We start from the raw sequence: 26,263 nt of genomic DNA, 5'->3' as shown, positions 1-26,263 counted from the left end.
GTGGGGGCCGGTGCTGATCAGGGGGCGAGACAGTCGGGTACGACGCCCGCGGTGGGGGTAGCAGTCTCTGCACGGCGGCGGCCGTGCGGTCATGGCACCCCCCTTCGGGCGTCGTACCCGCGCCGGTCGCCGTTCTCCGTCTCCGGACCTTGGGGTATCCCCTGCTCTGTCAAGGAGCTTGGGGGAGGGGGTTTCGTGGTTCGCATCCGAGTGCTGGTCGTCGACGACCACCGTATCTTCGCCGAGTCGCTCGCCGCGGCGCTGGCAGCCGAGCCCGATGTCGACGTGTCCGCGGCCGGCAGCGGCCCGGCGGCACTGCGCAGCCTGGAGCGCGCGGTCGCCGAGGGGCGCCGGTACGACGTGCTGCTGGTCGACGCCGACCTGGGCGGCAGCCTGCCGGACATACGGCCGGCCGTGCCCGTGCAGGAGGTGAGAGAGGACGGCCTCGTCGACGGGATCTCGCTGGTCGCGGGCGTCCGCGGCATCCAGCCCCATGTCCGCACGGTCGTCCTCGCCGAGAAGGACGACCCGCGTCGCGCGGCCCTCGCCCTGCAGGCCGGGGCGTCCGGCTGGGTGGCGAAGGACTGCTCGCTGTCCCGGCTGCTGACCGTCATCCGCGGGGTGCTGCGCGAGGAGACCCATCTGCCTCCGGCCCTGCTCACCGGCGTCCTGCGGGAGCTGACGGCCGCGCGCAAGCACCGCACCGAGAGCGAGCGGCTGGTGGAGTCCCTCACGCCGCGGGAGCGCGAGGTGCTGCGCTGCATGGTCGCGGGGCTCGGCCGCAAGGCCGTCGCCGACCGGCTGTTCCTCTCGCCGCACACCGTCCGCACCCATATGCAGAACGTCCTCGGCAAACTGGGCGTCCACTCCACCCTCGCCGCCGTCGCCCTCGCCCGCCGCGCCGGGGTCGGACCCGTCGATCTAGCCGGGGATGTTGTCGAACGGGGCGGTCAGCTGGCGTAGCAGGCCGGCCAGTTCGCCGCGCTGGGAGGTGGAGAGCTCGGCCAGGATCGCCCGCTCCTGGTCGAGCAGTCCGGCGAGTGCCTGGTCGGCGCGGTCCTTGCCGTCGTCCGTGAGGCGCACCAGCACACCGCGCCGGTCGTTCGGGTCCGGCAGCCGCTCCACCAGGCCCTTCTGCGTGAGCCGGTCGATGCGGTTCGTCATCGTGCCCGACGTCACCAGCGTCTGCGTCAGCAACTGCCCCGGCGAGAGCTGGTAGGGCCCGCCCGCGCGCCGAAGCGCCGTCAGCACGTCGAACTCCCAGGGCTCCAGCTGGTGCTCGGAGAACGCCAGCCGACGTGCGCGGTCCAGGTGCCGGGCCAGTCTGCTCACCCGGCTCAGCACTTCCAGCGGCTCCACGTCGAGGTCCGGGCGCTCCCGGCGCCACGCTGCGACCAGCCGATCGACCTCGTCCTCCATGACGATCAGTGTAGTGGTTGTGTCGATGTGAAGTCTCTTGATGTCGAGTCTCTTGACGTCGAGAGATATTGCGGGGGAGAGTAGGGAGACATGACGACCACGAACCCCTCCTGGGACCCCGCCCAGTACCTGCGGCACGCCGACCACCGCGCCCGCCCCTTCGCCGACCTCCTCGCCCGCGTCCCCGCCCTGCCCGGCGACCCGCCCCGCATCGCCGACCTCGGCTGCGGCCCCGGCAACGTCACCGCCGGCCTCGCCGACCGCTGGCCCACCGCCCGCATCACCGGCTACGACAACTCACCCCAGATGCTCGCCGACGCCGCAGCGCACGCGGGCGCACACCTCGACTTCGCGTACGCCGACCTGACCACCTGGACGCCGGGGGAGACGACCTACGACCTGATCGTCTCCAACGCCGCTCTCCAGTGGGTCCCCGGCCACCTCGACGCCTTCCCCGCCTGGCTGGACGGCCTCGCCCCCGGCGGCGTCTTCGCCTTCCAGGTCCCCCACAACATCGACGCGCCCCTGCACGCCCTGATGCGCGAACTCGGCAACACGCCCCGCTGGAAGAACCGGCTCGGCGAGGTGCTGCGCCGCCAGGACTCCGTCCACGCGCCCGCCGTCTACCTCGACCGCCTGGCCCGCCTCGGCTGCACGCCCGACGTCTGGACGACCACGTACTTCCACGTCCTCACCGGCCAGGACCCCGTCCTCGACTGGGTCAAGGGCACCGGACTGCGCCCCGTCCTCGACGCCCTCGCCGACGACCCCGAAGCCCGCGACGCCTTCGTCACCGCCTACCGCGGCCTGCTCCGCGAGGCCTACCCGAGCACGGAACACGGCACGGTCCTGCCGTTCCGCCGCCTGTTCGCGGTGGCCAGGAAAGGCACGTGATCAGGAAAGGCACGTGACAGGGCAGGGGGCGCGGCTCAGCTCTTCCTGCGCCCGATCAGGTGGGGCTTGGCCTCCAGGCCGTCCAGACCGTGCCAGGAGAGGTTGACCAGATGCGCGGCGACCTCCGCCTTTTTCGGACGGCGGACGTCCAGCCACCACTGGCCCGTCAGAGCGACCATGCCGACCAGGGCCTGGGCGTACAGCGGCGCCAGTTTCGGGTCGAAGCCGCGGTTCTTGAACTCACGACCCAGGATGTCCTCCACCTGGGTGGCGATGTCCGAGATGAGCGAGGCGAAGGAACCCGTCGACTGGGGGATCGGGGAGTCGCGGACCAGGATGCGGAAGCCGTCCGTGTACTCCTCGATGTAGTCCAGGAGTGCGAAGGCCGCCTGTTCGAGAAGCTCGCGGGGATGGCCCGCCGTCAACGACGACGTGACCATGTCCAGCAGACGGCGCATCTCCCGGTCCACCACCACCGCGTACAGCCCCTCCTTGCCGCCGAAGTGCTCGTACACCACCGGCTTGGACACCCCGGCCTTCGCCGCGATCTCCTCCACCGACGTGCCCTCGAAACCCTTCGCCGCGAACAGGGTGCGCCCGATCTCCAACAGCTGCTGCCGGCGCTCCGCCCCCGTCATCCGGGTACGTCGCGCGCGCCGCGGCTTCGCTTCACCGCTGGGACTGGAGGTACTGCTGGGATCGGTCGCCACGCCGTCAATCATGCCGCCTCGGCGGTCGCCTTCCCCTGTCGGGAACCGTCCTCACCCGTGTTACGACGTGAATCGATACGCGAGCGTGACGGCCAGCGCACGTCGTACGCCCACCCGAGCATCTCGAACCACCGGATGAACCGCGCCGAAGAGTCCAGCTGACCCCGCTCCACGCCGTGCCGCGCCGACGTCGGATCCGCGTGGTGCAGGTTGTGCCAGGACTCGCCGCACGACAGCACCGCCAGCCACCAGACGTTGCCGGACCGGTCCCGCGACTTGAACGGACGCTTCCCGACCGCGTGACAGATCGAGTTGATCGACCACGTCACGTGATGCAGCAACGCCACCCGCACCAGCGAACCCCAGAAGAACGCCGTGAACGCACCCCACCAGGACATCGTCACCAGCCCGCCCACCAGCGGCGGAATGGCCAGCGAGACCACCGTGAACACGATGAACTGACGCGAGATCATCCGGATCGCCCCGTCCTTGATCAGATCCGGCGCGTACTTCTCCTGCGGGGTCCGCTCCTCGTCGAACATCCAGCCGATATGAGCCCACCACAGGCCCTTCAGCAGCGCCGGAACCGTCTCCCCGTACCGCCACGGCGAGTGCGGGTCGCCCTCCGCGTCCGAGAACTTGTGGTGCTTGCGATGGTCCGCCACCCAGCGCACCAGCGGACCCTCCACCGCCAGCGACCCCATGACCGCCAGCGCGATCCGCAACGGACGCTTCGCCTTGAACGAGCCATGGGTGAAATACCGGTGGTAACCGATCGTGACACCGTGACAGCCGACGTAGTACATGAGCACCAGCAGACCGATGTCCAGCCAGCTCACACCCCATCCCCACGCCAGCGGCACCGCCGCGAGCAGTGCCAGGAACGGGACGACGATGAACAACAGAAGGGCGAGCTGCTCCAGCGAACCTTTGCGTTCGCCGCCGAGCGTCGCGGAGGGGAGTGGAGAGCCGTCCGCTCGCTGCGGGGCATCGTCGATCACGTCGGAGCTCGAGGTCATGGGGCGTCCCCTGGGGGGTTCGAGGGATTTGTGTCAGGTTGCCGGGTCGCGGCGAACACGAGGACAAGTCGGCTCGTACAACCTCGTACGGCTTCCCGCAGGTTCCTACGGTTCCGTAACCTACGGCATCGTAAGTATGGCAGTGCACTGCCCGGCGGCAAGAGCCCGCCAACCTGCGCGTCTCCACGGACACCTATCCTTGGAGACGGTCGGACAGCGCGGTCCGCTCTGTTTAGTTCCCTCCCGGACGAGCTTCAACACTGCAAGGAGCCGCACCTGTGAGCAGTGCCGACGACCATGGCCAGGCCACCACGACGACCAGCCCAGAGCTGCGCGCCGACATCCGCCGACTGGGTGACCTTCTGGGCGAGACCCTGGTCCGGCAGGAAGGCCCCGAACTCCTCGACCTCGTCGAGAAGGTCCGCCGCCTGACCCGAGAGGACGGCGAAGCCGCCGCCGAACTGCTGCGCGGCATCGAACTGGAGACCGCGGCCAAGCTGGTCCGCGCCTTCTCCACCTACTTCCACCTCGCCAACGTCACCGAACAGGTCCACCGCGGCCGCGAACTGCGCGAGCGCCGCGCCGCCGAAGGCGGCCTCCTCGCCCGCACCGCCGACCGCCTCAAGGACGCCGACCCCGAACACGTCCAGCAGACGGTCCGCCACCTCAACGTCCGCCCCGTCTTCACGGCGCACCCCACCGAAGCCGCACGCCGGTCGGTACTCAACAAGCTCCGGCGCATCGCCGCGCTCCTGGAGACCCCGGTCATCGAGTCCGACCGCCGCCGCTACGACACCCGCCTGGCGGAGAACATCGACCTCGTATGGCAGACGGACGAACTCCGCGTCGTGCGTCCCGAACCCGCCGACGAGGCCCGCAACGCCATCTACTACCTCGACGAACTCCACGCGGGCGCCGTCGGAGACGTCCTGGAGGACCTCACCGCCGAACTCGAGCGCGTCGGCGTCAAGCTCCCCGAGGACACCCGCCCCCTCACCTTCGGCACCTGGATCGGCGGCGACCGCGACGGCAACCCCAACGTCACCCCCCAGGTGACCTGGGACGTCCTCATCCTCCAGCACGAACACGGCATCAACGACGCCCTGGAGACCATCGACGAACTGCGCGGCTTCCTGTCGAACTCCATCCGCTACACCGGCGCCACCGAGGAACTCCTGGAGTCGCTGAAGAGCGACCTCGAACGACTCCCCGAGATCAGCCCCCGCTACAAGCGCCTCAACGCCGAAGAGCCCTACCGCCTCAAGGCCACCTGCATCCGGCAGAAGCTCGAGAACACCAAGCAGCGCCTCGCCAAGGGCACCCCGCACCAGCCCGGCCGCGACTACCTCGGCACGAGCCAGCTGCTGGCCGACCTCACGCTCATCCAGACCTCCCTGCGCGAACACCGCGGCGGCCTCTTCGCCGACGGCCGGATGAACCGCACCCTGCGCACCCTCGCCGCCTTCGGCCTCCAGCTCGCCACGATGGACGTCCGCGAACACGCCGACGCCCACCACCACGCCCTCGGTCAACTGTTCGACCGCCTCGGTGAGGAGTCCTGGCGATACGCGGACATGCCCCGCGACTACCGGACCAAGCTGCTCGCCAAGGAACTGCGCTCACGCAGGCCCCTCGCCCCCACCCCGGCACCCGTCGACGCAGCCGGCGAAAAGACCCTCGGCGTGTTCGGCACGATCAAGCGCGCCCTCGCCGTCTTCGGACCCGAAGTCATCGAGTCGTACATCATCTCGATGTGCCAGGGCGCCGACGACGTCTTCGCCGCAGCCGTCCTCGCCCGCGAAGCCGGACTCATCGACCTCCACGCCGGCTGGGCCAAGATCGGCATCGTCCCGCTCCTGGAGACCACCGACGAGCTCAAGGCCGCCGACACCATCCTCGAGGACATGCTCTCCGACCCGTCCTACCGGCGCCTCGTCGCGCTGCGCGGCGACGTCCAGGAAGTCATGCTCGGCTACTCCGACTCCTCCAAGTTCGGCGGCATCACCACCAGCCAGTGGGAGATCCACCGCGCCCAGCGCCGACTGCGCGACGTCGCCCACCGCTACGGCGTCCGCCTGCGCCTCTTCCACGGCCGCGGCGGCACCGTCGGCCGCGGCGGCGGCCCCTCCCACGACGCCATCCTCGCCCAGCCCTGGGGCACCCTCGAAGGCGAGATCAAGGTCACCGAACAGGGCGAGGTCATCTCCGACAAGTACCTCATCCCCTCCCTCGCCAGGGAAAACCTGGAACTCACCGTCGCCGCCACCCTCCAGGCCTCCGCCCTGCACACCGCCCCCCGCCAGTCCGACGAAGCCCTCGCCCGCTGGGACGCCGCCATGGACGTCGTCTCGGACGCGGCCCACGCGGCCTACCGCGAACTCGTCGAGGACCCCGACCTGCCGACGTACTTCCTCGCCTCCACACCGGTCGACCAGCTCGCCGACCTGCACCTGGGCTCGCGGCCCTCCCGCCGCCCCGGCTCGGGCGTCTCCCTCGACGGCCTGCGCGCCATCCCCTGGGTCTTCGGCTGGACCCAGTCCCGCCAGATCGTCCCCGGCTGGTACGGCGTCGGCTCCGGCCTCAAGGCACTGCGCGAAGCCGGCCTCGACACCGTGCTCGACGAGATGCACGAGCAGTGGCACTTCTTCCGCAACTTCATCTCCAACGTCGAGATGACCCTCGCCAAGACCGACCTGCGGATCGCCCAGCACTACGTCGACTCCCTGGTCCCCGACGACCTGAAGCACGTCTTCGACCGCATCAAGGCCGAACACGCCCTCACCGTCACCGAAGTCCTCAAGGTCACCGGCGAGAGCGAACTGCTCGACGCCACCCCCGTCCTCAAGCAGACCTTCACCATCCGCGACGCCTACCTCGACCCCATCTCCTACCTCCAGGTCACCCTCCTCAAGCGCCAGCGCGACGCAGCCGCCGCCGGCGCCGAACCCGACCCCCTCCTCGCCCGCGCCCTCCTCCTCACCGTCAACGGCGTCGCAGCAGGCCTACGCAACACCGGCTGACCTGCACACATGACGAAGGGCGCCCCCGAGCTCGAAGGAACTCGGAGGCGCCCTTCCGTCGTCGCCGACCTCAGATCGCCACAAACGCCGCCGTCAACAACGCAACCCCGGACCCCGCCAACACCCACCCCACCCGCACCCGACCCAGACCACCCGCCACCACCACCGACGCCAGCAACAACGCCCCACCGAACGGCACCCACGCATACAACACACCCGCCGGACCCGACCGCACCGCCTCAGCGCCGCCCGGCTTCAACACCACCGCGTACCTCTGCCCCCTCCGCACCGCCACCGACTTCTCGATCTCCACACGCGCCCGAGCCGTCGACCCCGCCGACAACGGCGCATACGGCCCCGCACACATCCGCGCACCACACCGCGTCACCTCGACCGTGCCCCGCTCCCGCCCCTTCGTCAGCATCACGTGCTGCGCCGCACCCCAGGAACCCCACACCCCCGCGACCAGAATCAGCACCGCGAGCGCACCCATCGCCGCAAGCCGCCCATAACGCAACGCGACGACGGAACCCTTCCGGGAGGTCCTCCCGCGGCGACGGTGGGAACGGACAGCTGTGGCAGGCATGGCCGGGATCATTGGCCATGCCCGAACGACCCGTCAACCTCAGCGACGCTCCCAGCCGGACAAGTCAGGAGTTGTAGGTGCTTTGCGCCCGCTCCAGCCCCTCCAGCACCAACGCCTCCGCCCCGTCCGCCGCCCGGTCCACGAAGTAGTCCAGCTCCTTGCGCTCCGCCGACGCGAAATCCTTCAGCACGAAATCCGCCACCTGCATCCGCCCCGGCGGCCGCCCGATCCCGAACCGCACCCGGTGGTACTCCGCACCCATCGCCTTCGTCATCGACTTCAGACCGTTGTGCCCGTTGTCCCCGCCGCCCAACTTCAACCGCAGCACCCCGTAATCGATGTCCAGCTCATCGTGCACCGCCACGATGTTCGCCACCGGCACCTTGTAGAACTCCCGCAACGCGTTCACCGGACCACCCGACAGGTTCATGAACGACATCGGCTTCGCCAGCACCACCCGCCGACTCCCCACCCCCGGCGGACCGATCCGACCCTCGACGACCTGCGCCTGAGCCTTCCCCGCCCGCTTGAACCTCCCACCCATCCGCTCCGCCAGCAGATCGGCCACCATGAAACCGACGTTGTGCCGGTTCATCGCGTACTCGGGGCCGGGATTGCCCAGGCCCACGATCAGCCAGGGCTCATTGGCGTCCGTCGTCACGTCCATATCTCCTTGAGTGCACGTAGGCCGCCGCCTCCCGGAGGAAGCGGCGGCCGACGGGATGAGATGCCGGGGAATCAGGCCTCGGTGGCCTCGGCCTCGGACTCGGCCGGAGCCTCCTCCGCCTGAGCGGCCAGGACCTGCAGGACGACCGCGTCCTCGTCGATCGCCAGCGTGGTGCCCTCGGGCAGCGGGATGTCCTTGGCGAGGATGGCCGCACCGGCCTCCAGGCCCGCGATCGAGACGGTGACCGACTCGGGGATGTGCGTGGCCTCGGCCTCGACCGTCAGCGTGCTCAGCACGTGCTCCAGCAGGAAGGCACCCGGAGCCAGCTCACCCTCGGTGTGGACATAGACCTCGACGTTGACCTTCTCGCCACGCTTCACGAGCAGGAGGTCGACGTGGTCCAGGAAGCCCTTGATCGCGTCGCGCTGCACGGCCTTCGGGATCGCCAGCTGGGACTTGCCCTCGATCTCCAGGCTCAGCAGAACGTTCGGGGTACGCAGGGCGAGCTGCAGGTCGTGACCCGGCAGCGTGATGTGCAGCGGGTCGACACCGTGGCCGTACACCACGGCGGGAACCTTGCTGGCACGACGGATACGGCGGGCAGCGCCCTTGCCGAACTCGGTACGGGTCTCGGCGGCGAGCTTGACCTCGGCCATGTTCACTCCTCGTAGAACTGGGGAAAGGTGGTCACCCGGCCAAACCATCGGCCTGCTACGAAGAGCGCGTCGATAACGGACCGCCGTACACACACGTGTACGGCCTCCCTCGCCGAGCAACTGTCGCAGTTTACGCAGCGGGAAGGCCGTACCGGAAATCGATCTAGACGAGAACCGTCACTGCTCGTCGAACAGGCTCGTCACCGAACCGTCCTCGAACACCTCACGCACCGCGTTCGCGATCGTCGGCGCGATCGACAACACCGTGATCTTGTCCACCGCCAGCTCACCCGGCGTCGGCAACGTGTTCGTGAACACGAACTCGCTCACCCGAGACGCCTTCAGCCGATCCGCCGCCGGACCCGACAGCACACCGTGCGTCGCCGTCACGATCACGTCCTCCGCACCATGCGCGAACAACGCGTCGGCAGCGGCACAGATCGTGCCACCCGTGTCGATCATGTCGTCCACCAGGACACAGACCCGACCCTTGACCTCGCCCACGACCTCGTGGACCGTCACCTGGTTCGCCACGTCCTTGTCACGCCGCTTGTGCACGATCGCCAGCGGCGCGCCCAACCGGTCGCACCAACGGTCCGCGACCCGCACCCGGCCGGCGTCCGGAGAGACCACCGTCAGCTTCGACCGGTCCACCTTCGCACCCACGTAGTCCGCCAACAGCGGCAACGCGAACAGATGATCCACCGGACCGTCGAAGAAACCCTGGATCTGATCCGTGTGCAGATCCACGGTCAGGATCCGGTGCGCACCCGCCGTCTTCATCAGGTCCGCGATCAGCCGCGCCGAGATCGGCTCACGACCACGGTGCTTCTTGTCCTGCCGCGCATAACCGTAGAACGGCACGATCACCGTGATCGAACGCGCCGAAGCCCGCTTCAGCGCATCGATCATGATCAACTGCTCCATGATCCACTGATTGATCGGAGCCGTGTGGCTCTGGATCACAAAGCAGTCGGCACCACGCGCCGACTCCTGGTAACGGACGTAGATCTCACCATTGGCGAAGTCGAAGGCCTTCGTCGGGACAACCCCGACACCCAGCTGGTGGGCGACCTCCTCGGCAAGCTCGGGGTGGGCGCGGCCGGAGAAGAACATCATCTTCTTCTCGCCGGTCGTCTTGATCCCGGTCACAGCACTGTCTCCTCAGAGGGTGTCTCAGCTGGGTGTCGAGCGACCGCTCGCCGCTGGGCGCGACAGAGCCGTCTCAGCTGGTGGGGTGCGGGTGTGCACTTATCACGGTACGCCGTCTTTGCCGCACCTGTTTTCGGTCAGCCTTCGCTTTCCACCTGGCCGGAGGCAGTCTCGGCAGCCTTCGCCGCCGCACTGCCCGGACGCTTACGAGCCACCCAGCCCTCGATATTCCGCTGCTGACCACGGGCCACGGCCAGCGAACCGGGCGGCACATCCTTCGTGATCACGGACCCGGCGGCGGTGTACGCGCCGTCCCCGACCGTGACAGGAGCCACAAACATGTTGTCGGAACCCGTCCGGCAGTGCGACCCGATGGTGGTGTGGTGTTTGTCCTGTCCGTCGTAGTTGACGAACACGCTCGCCGCACCGATGTTGGTGTACTCGCCGATCGTCGCGTCACCGACGTAGGAGAGGTGCGGCACCTTCGTGCCCTCGCCGATGGCGGCGTTCTTCGTCTCCACGTACGTGCCGATCTTGCCCTTCGCACCCAGCCGCGTACCGGGACGCAGATACGCATACGGCCCGACAGTCGCGTGCGCACCGATCTGCGCACTGTCCGAAACCGTGTTGTCGACCCGGGCCCCCGCACCGACCGTCGTGTCCTTCAGCCGACTGTTCGGACCCACCTCCGCACCCTCCCCGAGGTGCGTGGCACCGTGCAGCTGCGTGCCCGGGTGCACGACGGCGTCCTGCTCGAACGTGACCGTCACGTCCACCCAGGTCGTCGCCGGGTCGATGACCGTCACACCCGACAGCATGGCGGCCGTCAGCAGCCGATCATTGAGAATCCGACGCGCCTCACTGAGCTGCACACGGTTGTTGATGCCGGCGATCTCACGGTGATCGGCAGCCACCGAGGCGCCCACGCGGTGACCGCCCTCACGCAGGATGCCGAGCACATCCGTGAGGTACTCCTCACCCTGACTGTTGTCCGTCCGCACCTTCTTCAGCGCGTCCGCCAGCAACTGCCCGTCGAACGCGAACACCCCGGAGTTGATCTCCCGGATCGCCCGCTCCGCCTCGGTCGCGTCCTTGTGCTCGACGATCGCCGTCACGGCACCGCTCGCCCCGTCCCGCACGATCCGGCCGTACCCGGTCGCGTCCGGCACCTCGGCGGTCAGCACGGTGACCGCGTTCCCGTCGCCCTGGTGCGTGGCGGCGAGCTGCGCGAGGGTCGCACCGGTGAGCAGGGGGGTGTCGCCGCACACGACGACCACGGTCCCGTCCACGCTCCCGCCGAGCGCCTCCAGCCCCATCCGGACGGCGTGCCCGGTGCCGTTCTGCTCCGCCTGCACGGCGGTGCGTACGTGCGGGTCGATCTCGTTCAGATGCGCGGTGACCTTCTCCCGCGCGTGCCCGACGACGACGACCAGGTTCTCGGGGTCCAACTCGCCGGCGGCGGCCAGCACATGACCCACGAGGGAGCGGCCGGAGATCTCATGCAGGACCTTCGGTATGGCCGACTTCATACGGGTTCCCTCACCCGCTGCGAGTACGACGACGGCTGCCGGGCGATTGGCGCTCACGGAAGTTGCCCTTCGGCTGTGGAGAGGTGGGGACATCCGAAGGATACCGGGGCGTTTCTTGGGCGACATGAGAGCGGGCCCTGACAGTGCTGTCAGGGCCCGCCTTCACTTGGGCTCCCGGGGAAGGATTCGAACCTCCATAAGCGACACCAAAAGACGCTGTCCTGCCCTTAGACGACCCGGGATCGCCCTTATGTCCGGTTCGATAGGTCGTCCGGACGGACAGCCCCTACTATGCCGTACCAGGCCCCCTCAATGCGACGGTACAGATCGGCTCCTCGCCGCACTTTGATGCCGAGACACCCTTTGTAGTTGTCTCCCGTGTTCTTGCGCACGGTCGTCGGGTTGTGCTTCTTGAGGATGGTCTTGCCCATGGCTGACCTGTCGATGCCGACGAGGTCGGACCAGTAGCGCTCGGCCGCGGCGACGTCCGCGGACTCGTGAATCATGACGCGGCAGTGGAGTCGGTCCCGGCTTACCTCGAGACGGTCCAGCCAGGCGAGGAAGACAGTGATCATTCCGGGGTCGCTGTTGACGAACTCCACACTCTCGCGGCGAGCGTGCGGTTTGTCCTTGGTGCCCTCTGCCCAGTAGAGAGCAACGCCGGTGAGGAACAGTTCGCGATCCGAGAGCGTCCCGATGGCTGCCGCCGCCTCCCACTTCGTAGCCTCGCGTTCTTGCTCGCGAGAGGCTCGAAGTCGCGCAAGTCCCGCGTTCATGCGCTCTCGTTGTTCTTCCGGCGTGCACTTGGGCTCCGGGTGCGGTAGGTCCCGCACCCAGAGCGACACCGAACTCTTCGAGCACCCCAGTTCCGCCTGGATCTGGTTGTACGTCCAGCCCTGCTGTCGTAGCTCCCGCGCCCTCTCGCGGAGGTCGTCCTTCGCTCGTGGGCGTTTCGTCCATTCCGGGGGTGGCTCGCCCTCGACGAGGCGCTGCAGGGTCTCCTTGTTGTGGACCTGGAGCTCGTCCCGGATCTGCCGAAGGCTCAAGCCCGCCCGCCGCAAGGCGACCGCCTGCTCTCGTAGTGCCTCGAAGTCCGCGTACTTGCCGGATGCATGTGTCATACGCATACCGTCCGGGCGGAATGCCAGGTTCCGGGCTCGAACGGGCATGGTTCACCAGTTCGAGTGATATCGGGGGTATTCGGTCGGTGAAAGTCGCCGGAAAAGGCGGGGCTCGCGCCCGTAGGCTGGAGGCATGACCACGACGGGGGAAGAGGACACCGCGGCCCGGGGAGGGCCGCTGTGGTGGGCCAGGTGGCGCAGCGCGGCGTTCGACTGGAGTCTGGGGCTCGTGTCCGCCGTGGAGTGTGCGGTGGAGGGGGTCGAGTTCGCGCGGGACGCCGGGGTGCCGGTGGCGGCGGGAGTCGTGTTCGGTTTGGTCGCCGGTTCCGTGTTGGTGGTGCGGCGGCAGTGGCCCATCGCTGTGGTACTGGTGGCGATCGCGATCACGCCGGCCCAGATGGGGTTCCTGATGGGGATCGTCGGGCTGTACACGCTGGCGGCGTCCGAGCTGCCGCGGCGGATCATCGCGTCGTTGGCGGGGATGCAGCTGGTGGGGACGTTGATCGTGACGTTCGTGCAGGTGCGGCAGAGCATGAACCGGGGGACTTTGACCCTGGGGGACTGGTTCGTTCCGTTCGCTGCGATCACGACGTCGTTGGGGCTGACCGCGCCTCCGTTGCTGCTCGGGATGTATGTCGGCGCCCGGCGGCGGCTCATGGAGAGTCTGCGGGAGCGGGCGGACAGTCTGGAGCGGGAGCTGCAGTTGCTCGCGGAGCGGGCGGAGGAGCGGGCGGAGTGGGCGCGTAACGAGGAGCGGACGCGGATCGCGCGGGAGATGCATGACGTCGTCGCGCATCGGGTGAGTCTGATGGTGGTGCATGCGGCGGCGTTGCAGGCTGTGGCGCGGAAGGATCCTGAGAAGGCCGTGCGCAATGCGGTGTTGGTGGGGGACATGGGGCGGCAGGCGTTGACCGAGTTGCGGGAGATGCTCGGGGTGTTGCGCAGTGGTGGTGCGCGGGAGCGGGCGGCGGCTTCGGTGCCGTTGGCGGTGGTGGCCGCGGTGGTGGTGGACGAGGGTGAGGGGCCGTGTCTGGCGGATCTGGATGAGTTGGTGGGGCAGTCGGCGGCTGCGGGGATGGTGGTGGAGTTGTCGGTGGACGGGGAGGTGCGGGCGTATGTGGGGGAGATCGAGCAGACGGCGTATCGGGTGGTGCAGGAGGCGTTGACGAACGTCCACAAGCATGCGGCGGGGGCGAAGACGCATGTGCGGTTGGCGCATCGGGTGGGGGAGATCGCGATGCAGGTGGAGAACGGGCCGCCGGCGGAGGTGGGGTCGGCGTCGTCGGCGGGGTTGCCGTCGGGGGGGAACGGGTTGGTGGGGATGAAGGAGCGGGTGGTGGCGTTGGGTGGGGTGTTTGTGTCGGGGCCGACGGAGGCGGGGGGGTTTCGGGTGTCGGCGGTGATTCCGGCGTCGTAGAGCCTGTGGAGGCCCGCGCAGGGGCCGGTGGGGGACCCGTGGAGGGGGCCCGTGGGGGTGGCTCAGCCTGCGGTGAGGCGTATGGGTTCGATGCCGGAGGTGAGGGCGCCGAGGGCCTGGTCGATGTCGGGGCCGAGGTACCAGTCGCCGGTGTGGTCGAGGGCGTAGACGCGGCCTTCGGCGTCGACGGCGAGGAGGGAGTGGGTGTCGGTCTCGGTGCCGAGGGGGGCGACGTCGGTGTCGAGGGCGCGGCCGAGGTCGGCGAGGGTGCGGGCCATGTGGAGGCCGTGGAGGGGGTCGAGGTGGACGGTGCTGGGGGCGACCTGGCGGCCGGGGCCGGTGGGGGTGATGGTGAGTCCGCCGAATTCGGCCCAGGCTTCGACGGCGGCGGGGAAGACGGCGTGGCGGTGGCCGGCGGGTGAGGTGTGTTCGCGGAGGGTGTCGGCCCAGATCTCGGCTTGTTTGATGTCCCAGCGTCCGGGTTGCCAGCCGGCGGCGCGCAGGGCGGCGTCGACGGGTACGGGGAAGCGCGTGGTGGAGGTGCGGTCGGGGTGCATCTGCCCTTCGTTCGTCGTGCTGTGTGCCTGGTGCTGCGTGTTTTGTGACTTGTGTCTTGTGTCGGGTGCCCGGTGCCCGGTGTCGGGTGGGTCAGGCGGTTGTCGTGGCCGGGTCGACGATGCGGACGCCGAAGTGGTCGCTGAGGGCGGTGCAGGCGCGGCAGGGGGTGGCGAAGCTGCCGTGGAGGGGGTCGCCGTCCTCGCGGATGTGGCGGGTGGTGAGTTTGGCTTGTTTGAGGGTCTTGCGGGCTTCGCCGTTGGTCATGGGGCGGCGGGCGGCGCGTCTGCTGCGGTCGGCGTCGGCGGCGGCGATGTGGCGGGAGATGAGGAGTGCTTCGGCGCAGCGGCCGGTGAAGCGGTCGCGTTGGGCGCTGGTGAGGGTGTCGAGGAAGTCCTGGACGAGGGGGTGCAGCGGCGGGGGTTGGTCGCCTCGGGCGGCGGTGCCGGTGAGGGTGGCGCCGCGGACGGAGAGGGCGGCGGCGACGGTGGGCAGTATGCCGTCGCGGCGGTGGCGGAGGGTGGGGGTGTGGGTGGCTTCGGTGGCGGACCAGCCGATGCGGGGGTCGCCGGATCGGCCGGTGCCGTGGTCCGCGGTGGCGTGGTCGCCTGCGTGGTGGTCGCCCGGGTGGGCGTTGTACAGGTCGTTGGACCTGCTGGTGTGTGGCCCCGTCTGCGTCGCGTTCATGATCGTTTTCCCCTCCCGTGCATCCCCCGGAGGTCACAGGGTGCCAAACGGCGTGGCGGGTGCGGAAGCTGGGGCGGTGCGACACGCCCGGGTTTGGGCGGGCTGTCACGGCGGGGTGACGGCTGGTCACGGAACCGGAGGCCCGGTGACCGTCGTCGTCGTACCGCATAGGCTGTCGCCACCGTGGGCGCGCGGTTGACGCGCGTTGGAGATTGTTGGAGACAGTCGATACGGGCGTGGTGGGTCGGGACCGGAAGCGGAACCGGCCGCTGCGGGCCGTACAGAGTGCCGCAGGGGGCAACCGCCATGACGACGAGTCGGCTCGGGCAGCAAGCCGCGCCGCCGAATGCGGCCTATGCCGGGCAGGTCGTGCATTTCCCGGATCCGGTCCGGGCGGCACGGCACCCGAGAGGTGTGCGGGTGGACGAGCGGGGCTACCCGGTTTTCTCGCCGTATGCGCGCGCGGTCGCGGAGATCGCGGATCCGCCGGAGGGTTTCGGCGTGGACGAGCTGCGGTTGACGGACTACGTGTCGGCGAACGCGGCGCTGGCGGCTTCGGGTCACGAGCTGTGGGACACGGTGCCGGCGGTGGCGACTCCGCACGGCTGGACGTGGCATCACGTGGTGGGTTCGCGGCGGCTGGAGCTGGTTCCGGTCGAGGTGAAGGCGTTGCTGCGGCATCACGGTGGTGTGTCGACGGCTGTCGTGGATCAGTCGAAGCGCGGGACGCGGCCGTTGCAGGAGACGCGTCCGGCGCATTTCGGGCTGCCGAAGTCGGGTGTGGCGGTGACGGAGCAGCAGGTGCAGGGGGTCGAGGAGGACCTCGGGTATCGGCTGCCGGGTGCGTATCGGTCGTTCGTGAAGGCGGCGGGCGGTTGTGCGCCGGTGGGCGCGGCGTTGGTCGCGGAGCTGGGGCTGCTGGTGGACCAGCCGTTCTTCACGGTGCGGGACGAGGCCGCCGTGAACGACCTGGTGTATGTGAACAAGTGCCTGCGTGACCATCTGACGAAGGACTATCTGGGCGTCGCGTTCGTGCAGGGCGGGTTGCTGGCCGTGAAGGTGCGCGGTGAGCGTGCCGGTTCGGTGTGGTTCTGCTCGTACGACGATGTGCGGGACGTGGATCCGGGCTGGTCGTCGGCCGAGCGTATGGAGCGGTTGTTGCTGCCGTGCGGTGAGGATTTCGACGTCTTCCTGTCGCGGTTGGCGGGTAATCCGCCGGAGTTGGAGACGGTGGCGAATCTGATGGTGGACGGCGGTTTCGCGCGGTCGGTTCCGGTGTCGTCCGGGTCGTCCGCGGGCGCGGGGGAGTGAGCTGACCGATGGTGACGTTCGCGCAGGCGCAGGAGCGCGCCGAAGAGTGGATCAACGGGGATGTGCCGGCGTACCAGCATCGTGAGGTGCGGGTGCGGGAGTTCGAGCTCGGGTTCGTGGTGTGGGCCGAGGACCGTGCGGAGGGGCCGCGGTCGGACGGCGGTGCGCATCGGCTGGTGATCGCCCGGGACAGCGGGGAGGCCACGCTGTGGCCTTCGGTGCCGGTGGGCGAGGTGATCCGCCGGTACGAGGAGGAGTACGGCCGTCCGGAGGCCCCTGCCGACGCGGCGCCGGCGCCGGCGGCGCGGGTGGATCTGAATCAGACGTCGTTCCTGTTGTCGCCGCCGGAGTGGTTGCAGGAGGCGGCGGACAGGTTGGGCATCGAGGGCCGGCAGGGGGCTGGTTCGGGGAACGGGGCGGCCGCTGCGGGTGCGGGTCCGGGTCCGGCTGCGGGTTCTGGTCCGGGTTCTGGTTCTGGTTCGAGAGTGGGTGCGGGTTCGGGGGTGGGGTCCGCCGCCGGTGGGGGCGTGCCCGGTGGTGATCCTTCGCTGCCTCGGACGCAGGCCGGGGTGCCGGGGAGTGGGTTGCCCGAGACGCAGGGCGGGGTGCCGGTCGCGCCCGCGGCGCCGCTGGGGGCGACTCCGTGGGCGGGGACGGACACCAACGGCGACTCCGGTGACGACCGTTCCGTGCCGCTGCCCGCGACCGTGTTCGCGCCGCCGCTGAGCGGCTCCGACGACGAGTCGGGACCGCCGACGGCGGCGCCGGACGCCAAGACGGCGCTGATGTCCGGTGGCAGCCAGCTTCCGCCGACCGCGGTCGCGCCCGCGCTCGACGGGACGGGTGCGCCCGTGCCGCAGGGGGCGCGGCCTCAGCCGACTCCGCCGCCTACGCCTGCTCCGACTCCGCCGGCTGCTCCGACTCCGCCGCCTTCGCCGTCCGGTCCGTCCGGGGCGGTCGGGGCGGTCGGGGCGTCGTACGGCTATCCGCAGGGCGCTGCTGCTTCGGCGCCGCCGGCCGGTCCGGGTGCGCCGTCGCGGCCGCTCGCGCCGAACGCCGGTGACATCGCCGACGCCGCGACCAGCAAGGCTGCGCCGCCTCCGCGTCGTAACCGAGGGGGAGGGGCCGTGCCGCCGCCTCCGCCGGGTGCGCCGGGGACTCCGGGCGCGCGGCCGGGCGGCACGCCTCCGCCGCCGCCTTCCGGGCCGGGGGCGCCGGGTACTCCGGCGGGCGGTTACGTGCCTACACAGCTTGTGTCGGCCCTGGGGCCTGACGGGCCGGGTGTTCCGGCGGGTCCGGGTGCGCCTGCTGGGCCGAACCCGCCCGGGGGCACGCCTCCCGGTGGCGTTCACCATGCCGCGACCATGTTCGCCGATCCCGGCCGGATGGGACCGGGCGGTCCGGGCGGTCAGGGTGGACCGGGCGGTCCGGGAACGGGTGGCGCGCCGCAGGCTCCGGGTGCTCCGGGTGTGCCTCACGCGCCGGGTGCTCCGGGGATGCCGGGCGCTCCCGGTGCACCTCAAGCGCCGGGTGCCCCTGGTGTTCCGGGAGCCCCGGGCGGGCCTGGCGCGCCCGGCGTGCAGGGCGTGCACGGTTCGGTGGGGGGCGCGCAGGGCGCCGTCCACCATGCGCAGACGATGCTGGCCGGGCCCCCGGCGGGCGGCCCGGGCGCGCCTCCGCCGCCGCAGGCCCCCGGTGTTCCAGGTGCTCCTGGTTTCCCGGGCGCTCCCGGTATGGCTCCGGGTGCTCCCCAGCCCCCGATGCCGCCGGGTGCGATGCCGCCGCCGGGTGGGCCGGTGCCGGGGCAGCCGCCGGCGTACGGGTATCCGCAGCAGCAGGGGTTGCCGACGGTCGGTCCGGGCTATCAGGCCGTGTTGCGCTATCGGGCGCAGGACGGTTCGGAGCAGCAGCTGATCCGGCGTTCGGCGCCGGGGACGCCGCACCCGGAGTGGCAGATCTTCCACGAGCTGCGGGCGATGAACGTGCCGCCGGACCAGGTGCTGGAGCTGCACACGGAGCTGGAGTCGTGTGAGCTGCCGGGTGCGTACTGTGCGCGGATGATCCGGGAGCAGTGGCCGCAGGCGCGGATCACGAGCATCGCGCCGTACGGCACGGATCACGCGAGTCGGCAGCAGGGCATGCAGCAGTTGCTGGCGCACCAGGGCGAGTTGCACCAGGTGGCGGACGGGCCGGCGCGTCCGGCGCCGGTTCGGGCGCCGTTGCCGCAGGTGCAGTCGGCGCCGCCGGTTCCGCCGGAGGCGATCGGGCAGGAGCTGGCCGCGGTGTTCGGGCCGTCGGTGTTCCGGTTCGAGCAGGCGGCGGTGTCGCGGCAGGGTGTGCCGCCGGTGGTGGCGCACACGCTGGTGGTGGCGGGCCTGCCCGCGGACATGGGGCCGTTCTTCTGGGCGCAGGCCCAGCCGGGGCGGGCCGTGCCGACGCTGGCCGAGCTGGCGGCGGAGCGGGGTGTGCAGCCGGCTTCGGACGCGGGGTCGTACCTCGTCATGGGCAGTGACTTCGGCAAGGCGATCTGTGTGCAGTACGGGACGGCGAACATCGTCGCCGTGCCGGTGGAGGCGGGGCCGGGCGGGGCGCCCGTGCCGCCGCAGTTCGTGAACACGGGGCTGCCGGAGTTCGCGCGCTGCCTGGCGTTGCTGGGGCGGATGTGGCGGCTGCGGTTCGGTCTGAACCAGGAGCAGGCGGGTCGTTGGACCGTCGACTTCCAGGCCCAGTTGGTCTCGCTCGACCCGGCGGCGCTCGGTTCGCCGGAGAGCTGGTGGTCGGTGCTGCTGGAGCAGATGTGGGACGGGCTGCTGTGACGGGCGGTCGCTGAGGTCGCTGAGGTCGCTCAGGCGAAGGGGAAGGGGCCGGGCCCGGTCGGAAGATCGGGCCCGGCCCCTTCTGTGTTCAGGGTGCGATCGACATGCGATCAATCCCTGTTCTGGGTTGACCGTGTCCTGTGCGCGGAGTGTCGCGTTATGAACACTTACACCCGATCCATCAAGATATGCGCGAAATCATCATGTCGTGTCCGTCTGATGGCGAGGGGTTTTCAAGGATGAGCAGCGCATCGGTGGCACCGCCGGGGTTCGTGACCGTTCGCCGCCGCGGTTACCGGCCCGAACAGGTCGAGGCGTACACCGTCGCGCTCTGCGCCGACCGGGACGCCGCGTGGGAGCGGGCCGCCCGGCTCACCGTCCTCGCCAAGCGCATGGAGGCGGAGGTCGAGCAGTTGCGCGAGGTCGTGACACAGCTCGCGCCGCAGACGTACGAGTGCCTGGGGGAGCGTGCACGGCGCATTCTCCAGCTCGTGCTGGAGGAGGCGGCGGACGTCCGCGAGAACGCGCGGGGTGAAGCGCGAGAGCAGGTTGCGCAGGCCGAGACGTGCGCCCTCAGCGTGCGCAGGGAGGCGCAGGAGGAGGCGGACACGCTCCGCGCGGAGGCCGAGGAACGCGCCCGTCAGCGACTGCTCGCGGCGCGCGCCGAGGCCGACGAGGTCCGGGTCGGCGCCCGCCGCGAGGTGAAGGAGTATCGCGGCGAGGCGCTGGCCGCCCTGCGCGAGGTGCGGCAGCGCACCACCGGGATGCTCGCCGAGCAGGACAAGGAGCATGCCGAGCGGTGGACGGCGGCCGAGCGCGAGGCGGCCGAACGGTCCGCGGCGCTCGACGCGCAGTACGCCCGGTCGGTGACCCGGGCCGAGGCGGCGCTGTCCGCGGCGAAGCAGGCGTTCGCCGAGGCCGAGGAGTCGGCCCGCCGGGGCCAGGAGGACGCACACGCGCGTGCCGCCGAACTCCTGGCCGAGGCACGCGCCCGGGAGGAGCACGCCGCGCGGGAGACGGAACGGGTCCTGCGGGAGCACGGCGAGCGCTGGGACGACGTACAGGCCCACATGGACCACGTACGCAACAGCCTGACCGCACTCACGGGCCGAGCGGTCGAGTAGCCGGTCGGGCCGCCCACCGGGGCCGCCGGTCGGGCCCGGCGGTCCCGGTTGCTCACTCCGTTCGTACCGGGAAGCGGCGTGGGGCCAGGGTCAGCAGGACGACGAATGCCACGGCCGCCGCGCACGACGCGCCCAGGTACACCGCGTGCACGGCGTCGGCGACCGCCCGGCGGGTCGCCTCGGCGGCGGTGCCGGTGTCCAGGTCGCGGGCGAGCGAGTCCAGGTCGCCCGCTCCGCCCAGGCGGGCGGCCAGCACCCCGTTGGCGACCGCGCCGAACACCGACGCGCCGATCGTCTGGCCCGTCTGCCGGCAGAACAGCACGGACGCGGTCGTCGTCCCGCGTTCCGACCAGCCGACCGTCGACTGCACGCCGACGAGCAGCGGGAGTTGGAACAGGCCCAGCGCGCCGCCGAGCAGCAGCATCAGCAGGGTCGGCTGCCAGGCCTGGCCGGGATAGGGCAGGAACGGGAACGCGAGCAGGATCAGCGTCGCCGTGCCGATGCCGAGCAGCGCGGTGTCGCGGAAGCCGATGCGCCGGTAGACGTGCTGGCTGAGGGCGGCGGAGAGCGGCCAGCTCAGCGTCCACACGGAGAGGACGAAGCCGGCGGTGACCGGTCCCAGCCCCAGGACCGCCTGGGCGTAGGTCGGCAGGAACACCGTCGGGGCCACCATCAGCAGGCCCAGCGCGCCGAGCGCGAGGTTGACCGCGGCGATCGTCCGGCGGCGCCACACCCAGCCGGGGATGATCGGCTCCGCGGCCCGGCGTTCGATGACGACGACGAGGCCGGCCAGCGCCAGACCCGCGGCGAACAGCGCGAGCGACGGTCCCGACAGCCACGGCCAGGCCACCCCGCCCTGCACCAGCGCGGTCAGCAGCACCCCGCCGCACGCGAACACCGCCAGCGCGCCGGCCCAGTCGACACGCGCGCGTACCCGCGATTTTCCTTCCGCCCCTCCGTCCGACTCCCGCTGCGGCTCGTGCAGATGACGGACGATCAGCCACAACGCGACCGCCCCGATGGGCAGGTTGACGAGGAAGATCCAGCGCCAGTCCGCGTAGGCGGCCAGCACCCCGCCCAGCCCGGGCCCGGCGACCGCGGAGAGCGCCCACACCGTGGACAGCTTCGCCTGGATCTTCGGGCGCTCCTTCAGCGGGTACAGGTCGGCGGCGAGCGTCTGCACGGTGCCCTGCAACGCCCCGCCGCCCAGGCCCTGCACGATGCGGAACGCGATGAGCGCCCCCATGTTCCAGGCGAGCGCGCACAGCAGCGAGCCGAGCAGGAAGAGGACGGCTCCGGCGACCAGCACAGGCTTGCGGCCGAAGGTGTCGGAGAGCTTGCCGTACACCGGCAGGGTGACGGTGACGGCGAGCAGGTAGCCGGAGAACAGCCAGGAGAAGACGGAGAACCCGCCCAGGTCACCGACGATCTGCGGGACGGCCGTGGAGACGATGGTGGAGTCGAGCGCGGCCAGCGCCATGGCGAGCATGAGCGCGGCGACGACCGCTCCCCGCTTGTGCGTCTGCGTCGGCTGCGCGGTCCCGCGTAGCGCAGGTCTGGTGTCCCCCACGGATGCCCCTCCCCAGATGTTCCGTCAGATGTTCCGTCGTCCCGTGTTCCGTGCCCCTTGCATGCAACTGCCGGAACTCAGCTTCCCACTTGACCCTCACGTCGCGGGAGGGTGGAGCCTGACCGGGTCGAAGGGTGGACACGACCCCGAGAGCGCCTCCACCTGACGGTGGACGGCCCCTAGGGGTCCCTCCGTACTGCGGCTGGGGGAGGGTTCGTACCGTCGGAGGAGGAGAAGGCCCCAGGTCGCTCCTTAACCTGGCTTTATGCCGCTGGGGGGCGGCAGACGCACCGGCGGGGGGTGGGGTTAACCCCCCTGGAAGACGGGCCCGAGCACCAGCGCGCGGGACCCCCTCCCGCCGACAGACTCTTCGGCGTAGCGCTTCTCGCTATGCAGCTTCTGAAAGCTTCTGACCTTCTACTGAGGAGATTTACCGTGACTTCGGCTGTGACCATTCCCAGGCACGGGGGCACTGGAGGGCGTACGGCCGTCGCCGCGCGGGCGCGGCAGGTCGTCAAGGCGTACGGGTCCGGCGAGACCCGTGTCGTCGCCCTCGACCACGTCGACGTGGACATCGCCCGCGGCCAGTTCACCGCGATCATGGGCCCCTCGGGGTCCGGCAAGTCCACGCTCATGCACTGCCTCGCCGGTCTCGACACCGTCACGTCCGGGGAGATCTACCTCGACGAGACCGAGATCACCGGGCTGAAGGACAAGAAGCTCACGAAGCTGCGCCGGGACCGGATCGGCTTCATCTTCCAGGCGTTCAACCTGCTGCCCACGCTGAACGCGATAGAGAACATCACGCTGCCCATGGACATCGCCGGCCGTAAGCCGGACAAGGGCTGGCTGAACCAGGTGGTGGAGACCGTCGGCCTCAGCGACCGGCTCAAGCACCGTCCCACCCAGCTCTCGGGCGGTCAGCAGCAGCGCGTCGCCGTGGCCCGGGCCCTCGCCGCCCGCCCGGAGATCATCTTCGGGGACGAGCCGACCGGAAACCTCGACTCGCGCGCGGGCGCCGAGGTGCTGGGCTTCCTGCGCCGCTCGGTGGACGACCTGGGCCAGACCATCGTCATGGTCACGCACGACCCGGTGGCGGCCTCCTACGCGGACCGCGTGCTGTATCTCGCGGACGGCCGGATCGTCGACGAGATGTTCAAGCCGACCGCCGAGACCGTCCTCGACCGGATGAAGGACTTCGACGCGCGGGGGCGTACGTCATGACCGTCATGAAGACCTCCATGCGCAACTTCTTCGCGCACAAGGGACGGATGGCCCTGTCGGCCGTGGCGGTCCTGCTGTCGGTGGCGTTCGTCTGCGGGACGCTGGTGTTCACCGACACGATGAACACGACGTTCGACAAGCTCTTCGCCGCCACCTCCTCCGATGTGACGGTGAGCGCGAAGGGCGCCTCGGACACCGGTGAGACGACCTCCGAGAACGGCAAGCCGCCGGTCATGCAGGCCTCCGTGCTCGACGAGGTGCGCAAGGCGCAAGGGGTGAAGTCGGCGGAGGGGACCGTCTTCTCGACCTCCGTGACCGTCGTCGACGCCGACAAGGACAGCCTGTCGCCGTCCAGCGGCGCGCCCACCATCGTCGGCAGCTGGAACGGCAACGACGCCCGCACCATGAAGATCACCGAGGGCGCGGCCCCCAAGGGCTCCGACCAGATCATGGTGGACGAGGACACCGCCGACAAGCATCACCTGAAGCTCGGCGACGAGATCGGCGTGATCAGCGCGATCGGCACGCACACCGCGAAGATCTCCGGCATCGCCGCCTTCCAGGTCACCAACCCCGGCGCCGCGATCTTCTACCTGGACACGAGGACCGCCCAGGAGGCACTGGTCGGCCAGCCGGACGTCTTCACGAACGTGAACGTCACGGCCGCGTCCGGGGTGAGCGACGCGCAGCTGAAGAAGAACGTCGCGGCCGAGATCGGCGCCGACTACAAGGTGCAGACCGCCAAGGAGACCGCCGACGCCAACCGCGCGGACGTGGGCAGCTTCCTGGACGTCATGAAGTACGCGATGCTCGGCTTCGCCGGGATCGCCTTCCTCGTCGGCATCTTCCTGATCATCAACACCTTCTCGATGCTGGTCGCCCAGCGCACCCGCGAGATCGGCCTGATGCGGGCCATCGGCTCCAGCCGCAAGCAGGTCAACCGGTCGGTTCTCGTGGAGGCCCTGCTCCTGGGCGTGGTCGGCTCGGTCCTCGGCGTCGGCGCGGGCGTCGGCATCGCGATCGGCCTGATGAAGCTCATGAGCCTGACCGGCATGAACCTCTCCACGGACGATCTGACGGTCGCCTGGACCACCCCGGTGGTCGGCATGGTCCTCGGCATCGTCGTCACCGTGCTGGCGGCCTACCTCCCGGCCCGCCGCGCCGGCAAGGTCTCCCCGATGGCCGCGCTGCGCGACGCGGGCGCCCCGGCCGACGCCAAGGCCGGCGCCGTACGGGCCGTCCTCGGCCTGCTGCTGACCGGCGGCGGCGTCTTCGGCCTCTACCTCGCCTCCACCGCCGACAAGGCCGCCGAGGGCTCGCTCTGGCTCGGCCTGGGCGTGGTGCTCAGCCTGATCGGCTTCGTCGTGATAGGCCCGCTGCTGGCGGGCGCGGTGGTCCGGGTGCTGGGCGCGCTCGTCCTGCGGGCCTTCGGACCCGTCGGACGGATGGCGGAGCGCAACGCGCTGCGCAACCCGCGCCGGACCGGCGCCACGGGCGCGGCCCTGATGATCGGCCTCGCGCTGGTCGCCTGTCTGTCGGTGGTCGGCTCCTCCATGGTCGCCTCGGCCACGGAAGAGCTCGACAAAAGCGTCGGCACGGACTTCATCATCCAGAGCGACAGCGGCCAGCTCATGACCCCGCAGGCGGTGCAGGCCATCAAGTCGACACCGGAACTGGCGCAGGTCACCGAGTACAAGCCGACCGAGGCCGACTTCACCACCCCCGACGGCAAGACCCTCGACAAGACGGCCATCACCGCCGCCGACCCGACCTACGCGACCGACCTGCGCACCGAGACGGTCGCCGGCAACCTCGCCGACGCCTACAAGCCCGACTCGATGTCCGTCCACGAGAAGTTCGCCAAGGACCACAAGATCAGCCTCGGCTCCAAGATCTCCGTGGCCTTCCGGGACGGCTCCACCGCACGGCTGACGGTCCGCGCGATCACCAGCAGCGACGTCGTCATCGACCAGCACGCGATGTACACCTCCATCGACACCCTCAAGAAGTACGTCCCGGCCGACAAGCTGCCGCTGGACCAGCTGGTCTTCGCGACCGCGAAGGAGGGGCAGCAGGACGCCGCGTACAAGTCGGTCAAGGCCGCGCTGCACGACTACCCGCAGTACACGGTCCGCGACCAGACCGACTACAAGCAGGAGCTCAAGGACCAGATCGGCCAGCTGCTGAACCTGATCTACGGCCTGCTCGCCCTCGCGATCATCGTCGCGGTCCTGGGCGTGGTGAACACCCTGGCCCTGTCGGTGGTGGAGCGCACCAGGGAGATCGGCCTGATGCGGGCGATCGGCCTGTCCCGCCGTCAGCTGCGCCGCATGATCCGCATGGAGTCGGTCGTCATCGCCCTCTTCGGCGCCCTGCTGGGCCTCGGCCTGGGCATGGGCTGGGGCGCCACCGCCCAGCAACTCCTCGCCCTGCAGGGCCTGGACGTCCTGGACATCCCGTGGCCGACGATCATCGGCGTGTTCATCGGCTCCGCGTTCGTGGGCCTGTTCGCGGCACTGATCCCGGCGTTCCGCGCGGGCCGCATGAACGTGCTGAACGCGATCGCGACGGACTGACCACAGCCCACGGGGGCAACGGCCCGGCATCGAGAAGGACGGGGGTCTTCTCGGTGCCGGGCCAGTTGTGTGCGCCGGCCCGGACCCCGACCCCGGGGGCGGTGGGGGTCCGGCCCGGACCCCCGGCCCGGACCCCCACCGCCCCCGGGGTTGTCCACAGCCCCCGGCGAACCGCACCGCCCCGTCGTACCCTGGACACCCCCGGCCCGT

At 70.3% G+C, this 26,263-nt stretch carries 21 protein-coding genes and 1 tRNA gene; 9 read left to right on the top strand and 13 right to left on the bottom strand.

Annotated features, from left to right (window positions below; all coding sequences use genetic code 11):
- Positions 1-195: 195 nt before the first annotated feature.
- Positions 196-963 (top strand): response regulator transcription factor, encoded by a 768-nt coding sequence (locus ABZ725_RS16510; protein ID WP_351919423.1) that lies wholly within the window; start codon positions 196-198, stop codon positions 961-963.
- Here the strand turns inward: ABZ725_RS16510 and ABZ725_RS16505 are convergent.
- Positions 922-1,419 (bottom strand): MarR family transcriptional regulator, encoded by a 498-nt coding sequence (locus tag ABZ725_RS16505; RefSeq protein WP_351919425.1) that lies wholly within the window; start codon positions 1,417-1,419, stop codon positions 922-924. The genes ABZ725_RS16510 and ABZ725_RS16505 overlap by 42 nt on opposite strands.
- A gap of 90 nt (positions 1,420-1,509) precedes the next feature.
- Between ABZ725_RS16505 and ABZ725_RS16500 the strand changes: the two genes are divergently transcribed.
- Positions 1,510-2,313: a trans-aconitate 2-methyltransferase gene (locus tag ABZ725_RS16500; RefSeq protein WP_358803360.1), complete on the top strand. Its 804-nt coding sequence runs from the start codon at positions 1,510-1,512 to the stop codon at positions 2,311-2,313.
- A 35-nt stretch (positions 2,314-2,348) separates the two neighbouring features.
- Here ABZ725_RS16500 and ABZ725_RS16495 read toward each other — a convergent pair whose 3' ends face one another.
- Together ABZ725_RS16495 and ABZ725_RS16490 are read right to left on the bottom strand one after the other, a co-directional pair.
- Positions 2,349-3,035 (bottom strand): TetR/AcrR family transcriptional regulator, encoded by a 687-nt coding sequence (locus ABZ725_RS16495; protein WP_358803359.1) that lies wholly within the window; start codon positions 3,033-3,035, stop codon positions 2,349-2,351.
- Positions 3,032-4,042: a fatty acid desaturase gene (locus tag ABZ725_RS16490; protein ID WP_358803358.1), complete on the bottom strand. Its 1,011-nt coding sequence runs from the start codon at positions 4,040-4,042 to the stop codon at positions 3,032-3,034. The genes ABZ725_RS16495 and ABZ725_RS16490 overlap by 4 nt, the downstream gene beginning before the upstream one ends.
- 278 nt (positions 4,043-4,320) lie before the next feature.
- Between ABZ725_RS16490 and ppc the strand changes: the two genes are divergently transcribed.
- Positions 4,321-7,062: a phosphoenolpyruvate carboxylase gene (ppc, locus tag ABZ725_RS16485; protein WP_358803357.1), complete on the top strand. Its 2,742-nt coding sequence runs from the start codon at positions 4,321-4,323 to the stop codon at positions 7,060-7,062.
- A 70-nt stretch (positions 7,063-7,132) separates the two neighbouring features.
- On the opposite strand, the gene ABZ725_RS16480 is transcribed toward ppc, so the two are convergent.
- The 7 genes from ABZ725_RS16480 to ABZ725_RS16450 form a co-directional block, all read right to left on the bottom strand.
- Positions 7,133-7,660 (bottom strand): hypothetical protein, encoded by a 528-nt coding sequence (locus tag ABZ725_RS16480; protein ID WP_358803356.1) that lies wholly within the window; start codon positions 7,658-7,660, stop codon positions 7,133-7,135.
- Between the two features lie 52 nt (positions 7,661-7,712).
- Positions 7,713-8,315: an aminoacyl-tRNA hydrolase gene (pth, locus tag ABZ725_RS16475; protein ID WP_358803355.1), complete on the bottom strand. Its 603-nt coding sequence runs from the start codon at positions 8,313-8,315 to the stop codon at positions 7,713-7,715.
- A gap of 71 nt (positions 8,316-8,386) precedes the next feature.
- A complete protein-coding gene (locus ABZ725_RS16470) occupies positions 8,387-8,971 on the bottom strand; it encodes a 50S ribosomal protein L25/general stress protein Ctc (protein WP_358803354.1) in 585 nt (194 codons plus the stop codon).
- Between the two features lie 177 nt (positions 8,972-9,148).
- Entirely contained in the window at positions 9,149-10,123 is a 975-nt protein-coding gene (locus ABZ725_RS16465) for a ribose-phosphate diphosphokinase (RefSeq protein ID WP_358803353.1), read from the bottom strand.
- Between the two features lie 137 nt (positions 10,124-10,260).
- Positions 10,261-11,709 (bottom strand): bifunctional UDP-N-acetylglucosamine diphosphorylase/glucosamine-1-phosphate N-acetyltransferase GlmU, encoded by a 1,449-nt coding sequence (gene glmU / locus ABZ725_RS16460; protein ID WP_358803352.1) that lies wholly within the window; start codon positions 11,707-11,709, stop codon positions 10,261-10,263.
- A gap of 114 nt (positions 11,710-11,823) precedes the next feature.
- Positions 11,824-11,894 (bottom strand) — tRNA-Gln (locus tag ABZ725_RS16455).
- Positions 11,895-11,900: 6 nt separating this feature from the next.
- Complete coding sequence (locus ABZ725_RS16450; RefSeq protein ID WP_358803351.1) at positions 11,901-12,773, bottom strand: hypothetical protein; 873 nt, start codon at positions 12,771-12,773, stop codon at positions 11,901-11,903.
- Between the two features lie 133 nt (positions 12,774-12,906).
- On the opposite strand from ABZ725_RS16450, the gene ABZ725_RS16445 reads away from it, so the two are divergent.
- On the top strand, positions 12,907-14,190 hold the full coding sequence (locus ABZ725_RS16445) for a histidine kinase (RefSeq protein ID WP_358803350.1): 1,284 nt from the start codon (positions 12,907-12,909) through the stop codon (positions 14,188-14,190).
- Between the two features lie 62 nt (positions 14,191-14,252).
- On the opposite strand, the gene ABZ725_RS16440 is transcribed toward ABZ725_RS16445, so the two are convergent.
- Positions 14,253-14,747, bottom strand: coding sequence for an SUKH-3 domain-containing protein (locus ABZ725_RS16440; RefSeq protein ID WP_358803349.1), 495 nt, complete (start codon positions 14,745-14,747; stop codon positions 14,253-14,255).
- Positions 14,748-14,838: 91 nt separating this feature from the next.
- On the bottom strand, positions 14,839-15,432 hold the full coding sequence (locus ABZ725_RS16435) for a YwqJ-related putative deaminase (RefSeq protein ID WP_358803348.1): 594 nt from the start codon (positions 15,430-15,432) through the stop codon (positions 14,839-14,841).
- Between the two features lie 306 nt (positions 15,433-15,738).
- Between ABZ725_RS16435 and ABZ725_RS16430 the strand changes: the two genes are divergently transcribed.
- The 3 genes from ABZ725_RS16430 (at position 15,739) to ABZ725_RS16420 (ending at position 20,683) form a co-directional block, all read left to right on the top strand.
- A complete protein-coding gene (locus ABZ725_RS16430; RefSeq protein ID WP_358803347.1) occupies positions 15,739-16,743 on the top strand; it encodes an SMI1/KNR4 family protein in 1,005 nt (334 codons plus the stop codon).
- 8 nt (positions 16,744-16,751) lie between these two features.
- Positions 16,752-19,559 (top strand): SUKH-4 family immunity protein, encoded by a 2,808-nt coding sequence (locus ABZ725_RS16425; protein WP_358803346.1) that lies wholly within the window; start codon positions 16,752-16,754, stop codon positions 19,557-19,559.
- A 239-nt stretch (positions 19,560-19,798) separates the two neighbouring features.
- Positions 19,799-20,683, top strand: coding sequence for a cellulose-binding protein (locus ABZ725_RS16420; protein ID WP_358803345.1), 885 nt, complete (start codon positions 19,799-19,801; stop codon positions 20,681-20,683).
- A 52-nt stretch (positions 20,684-20,735) separates the two neighbouring features.
- On the opposite strand, the gene ABZ725_RS16415 is transcribed toward ABZ725_RS16420, so the two are convergent.
- Positions 20,736-22,253, bottom strand: coding sequence for an MFS transporter (locus ABZ725_RS16415; protein ID WP_358803344.1), 1,518 nt, complete (start codon positions 22,251-22,253; stop codon positions 20,736-20,738).
- A gap of 435 nt (positions 22,254-22,688) precedes the next feature.
- Between ABZ725_RS16415 and ABZ725_RS16410 the strand changes: the two genes are divergently transcribed.
- On the top strand, positions 22,689-23,477 hold the full coding sequence (locus ABZ725_RS16410) for an ABC transporter ATP-binding protein (RefSeq protein ID WP_351918450.1): 789 nt from the start codon (positions 22,689-22,691) through the stop codon (positions 23,475-23,477).
- Positions 23,474-26,053, top strand: coding sequence for an FtsX-like permease family protein (locus ABZ725_RS16405; RefSeq protein ID WP_358803343.1), 2,580 nt, complete (start codon positions 23,474-23,476; stop codon positions 26,051-26,053). The genes ABZ725_RS16410 and ABZ725_RS16405 overlap by 4 nt, the downstream gene beginning before the upstream one ends.
- Positions 26,054-26,263 lie beyond the last annotated feature (210 nt).

The sequence above is a fragment of the Streptomyces sp. NPDC006872 genome (assembly GCF_040635845.1).
GTDB lineage: Bacteria > Actinomycetota > Actinomycetes > Streptomycetales > Streptomycetaceae > Streptomyces.
Note: the sequence above shows the minus strand (reverse complement) of the source record. Positions and strands in the feature narration are given on the sequence as shown.

Coding starts and splice junctions, on each gene's coding strand:
- ABZ725_RS16470 (WP_358803354.1), bottom strand. CDS start 8,971: ATGGCCGAGGTCAAGCTCGCCGCCGAGACCCGTACCGAGTTCGGCAAG.
- ABZ725_RS16450 (WP_358803351.1), bottom strand. CDS start 12,773: ATGACACATGCATCCGGCAAGTACGCGGACTTCGAGGCACTACGAGAG.
- ABZ725_RS16480 (WP_358803356.1), bottom strand. CDS start 7,660: ATGATCCCGGCCATGCCTGCCACAGCTGTCCGTTCCCACCGTCGCCGC.
- ABZ725_RS16445 (WP_358803350.1), top strand. CDS start 12,907: ATGACCACGACGGGGGAAGAGGACACCGCGGCCCGGGGAGGGCCGCTG.
- ABZ725_RS16440 (WP_358803349.1), bottom strand. CDS start 14,747: ATGCACCCCGACCGCACCTCCACCACGCGCTTCCCCGTACCCGTCGAC.
- ABZ725_RS16490 (WP_358803358.1), bottom strand. CDS start 4,042: ATGACCTCGAGCTCCGACGTGATCGACGATGCCCCGCAGCGAGCGGAC.
- ABZ725_RS16495 (WP_358803359.1), bottom strand. CDS start 3,035: ATGATTGACGGCGTGGCGACCGATCCCAGCAGTACCTCCAGTCCCAGC.
- pth (WP_358803355.1), bottom strand. CDS start 8,315: ATGGACGTGACGACGGACGCCAATGAGCCCTGGCTGATCGTGGGCCTG.
- ABZ725_RS16435 (WP_358803348.1), bottom strand. CDS start 15,432: ATGAACGCGACGCAGACGGGGCCACACACCAGCAGGTCCAACGACCTG.
- ABZ725_RS16500 (WP_358803360.1), top strand. CDS start 1,510: ATGACGACCACGAACCCCTCCTGGGACCCCGCCCAGTACCTGCGGCAC.
- ABZ725_RS16425 (WP_358803346.1), top strand. CDS start 16,752: ATGGTGACGTTCGCGCAGGCGCAGGAGCGCGCCGAAGAGTGGATCAAC.
- ABZ725_RS16405 (WP_358803343.1), top strand. CDS start 23,474: ATGACCGTCATGAAGACCTCCATGCGCAACTTCTTCGCGCACAAGGGA.
- ABZ725_RS16505 (WP_351919425.1), bottom strand. CDS start 1,419: ATGGAGGACGAGGTCGATCGGCTGGTCGCAGCGTGGCGCCGGGAGCGC.
- ABZ725_RS16420 (WP_358803345.1), top strand. CDS start 19,799: ATGAGCAGCGCATCGGTGGCACCGCCGGGGTTCGTGACCGTTCGCCGC.
- ABZ725_RS16430 (WP_358803347.1), top strand. CDS start 15,739: ATGACGACGAGTCGGCTCGGGCAGCAAGCCGCGCCGCCGAATGCGGCC.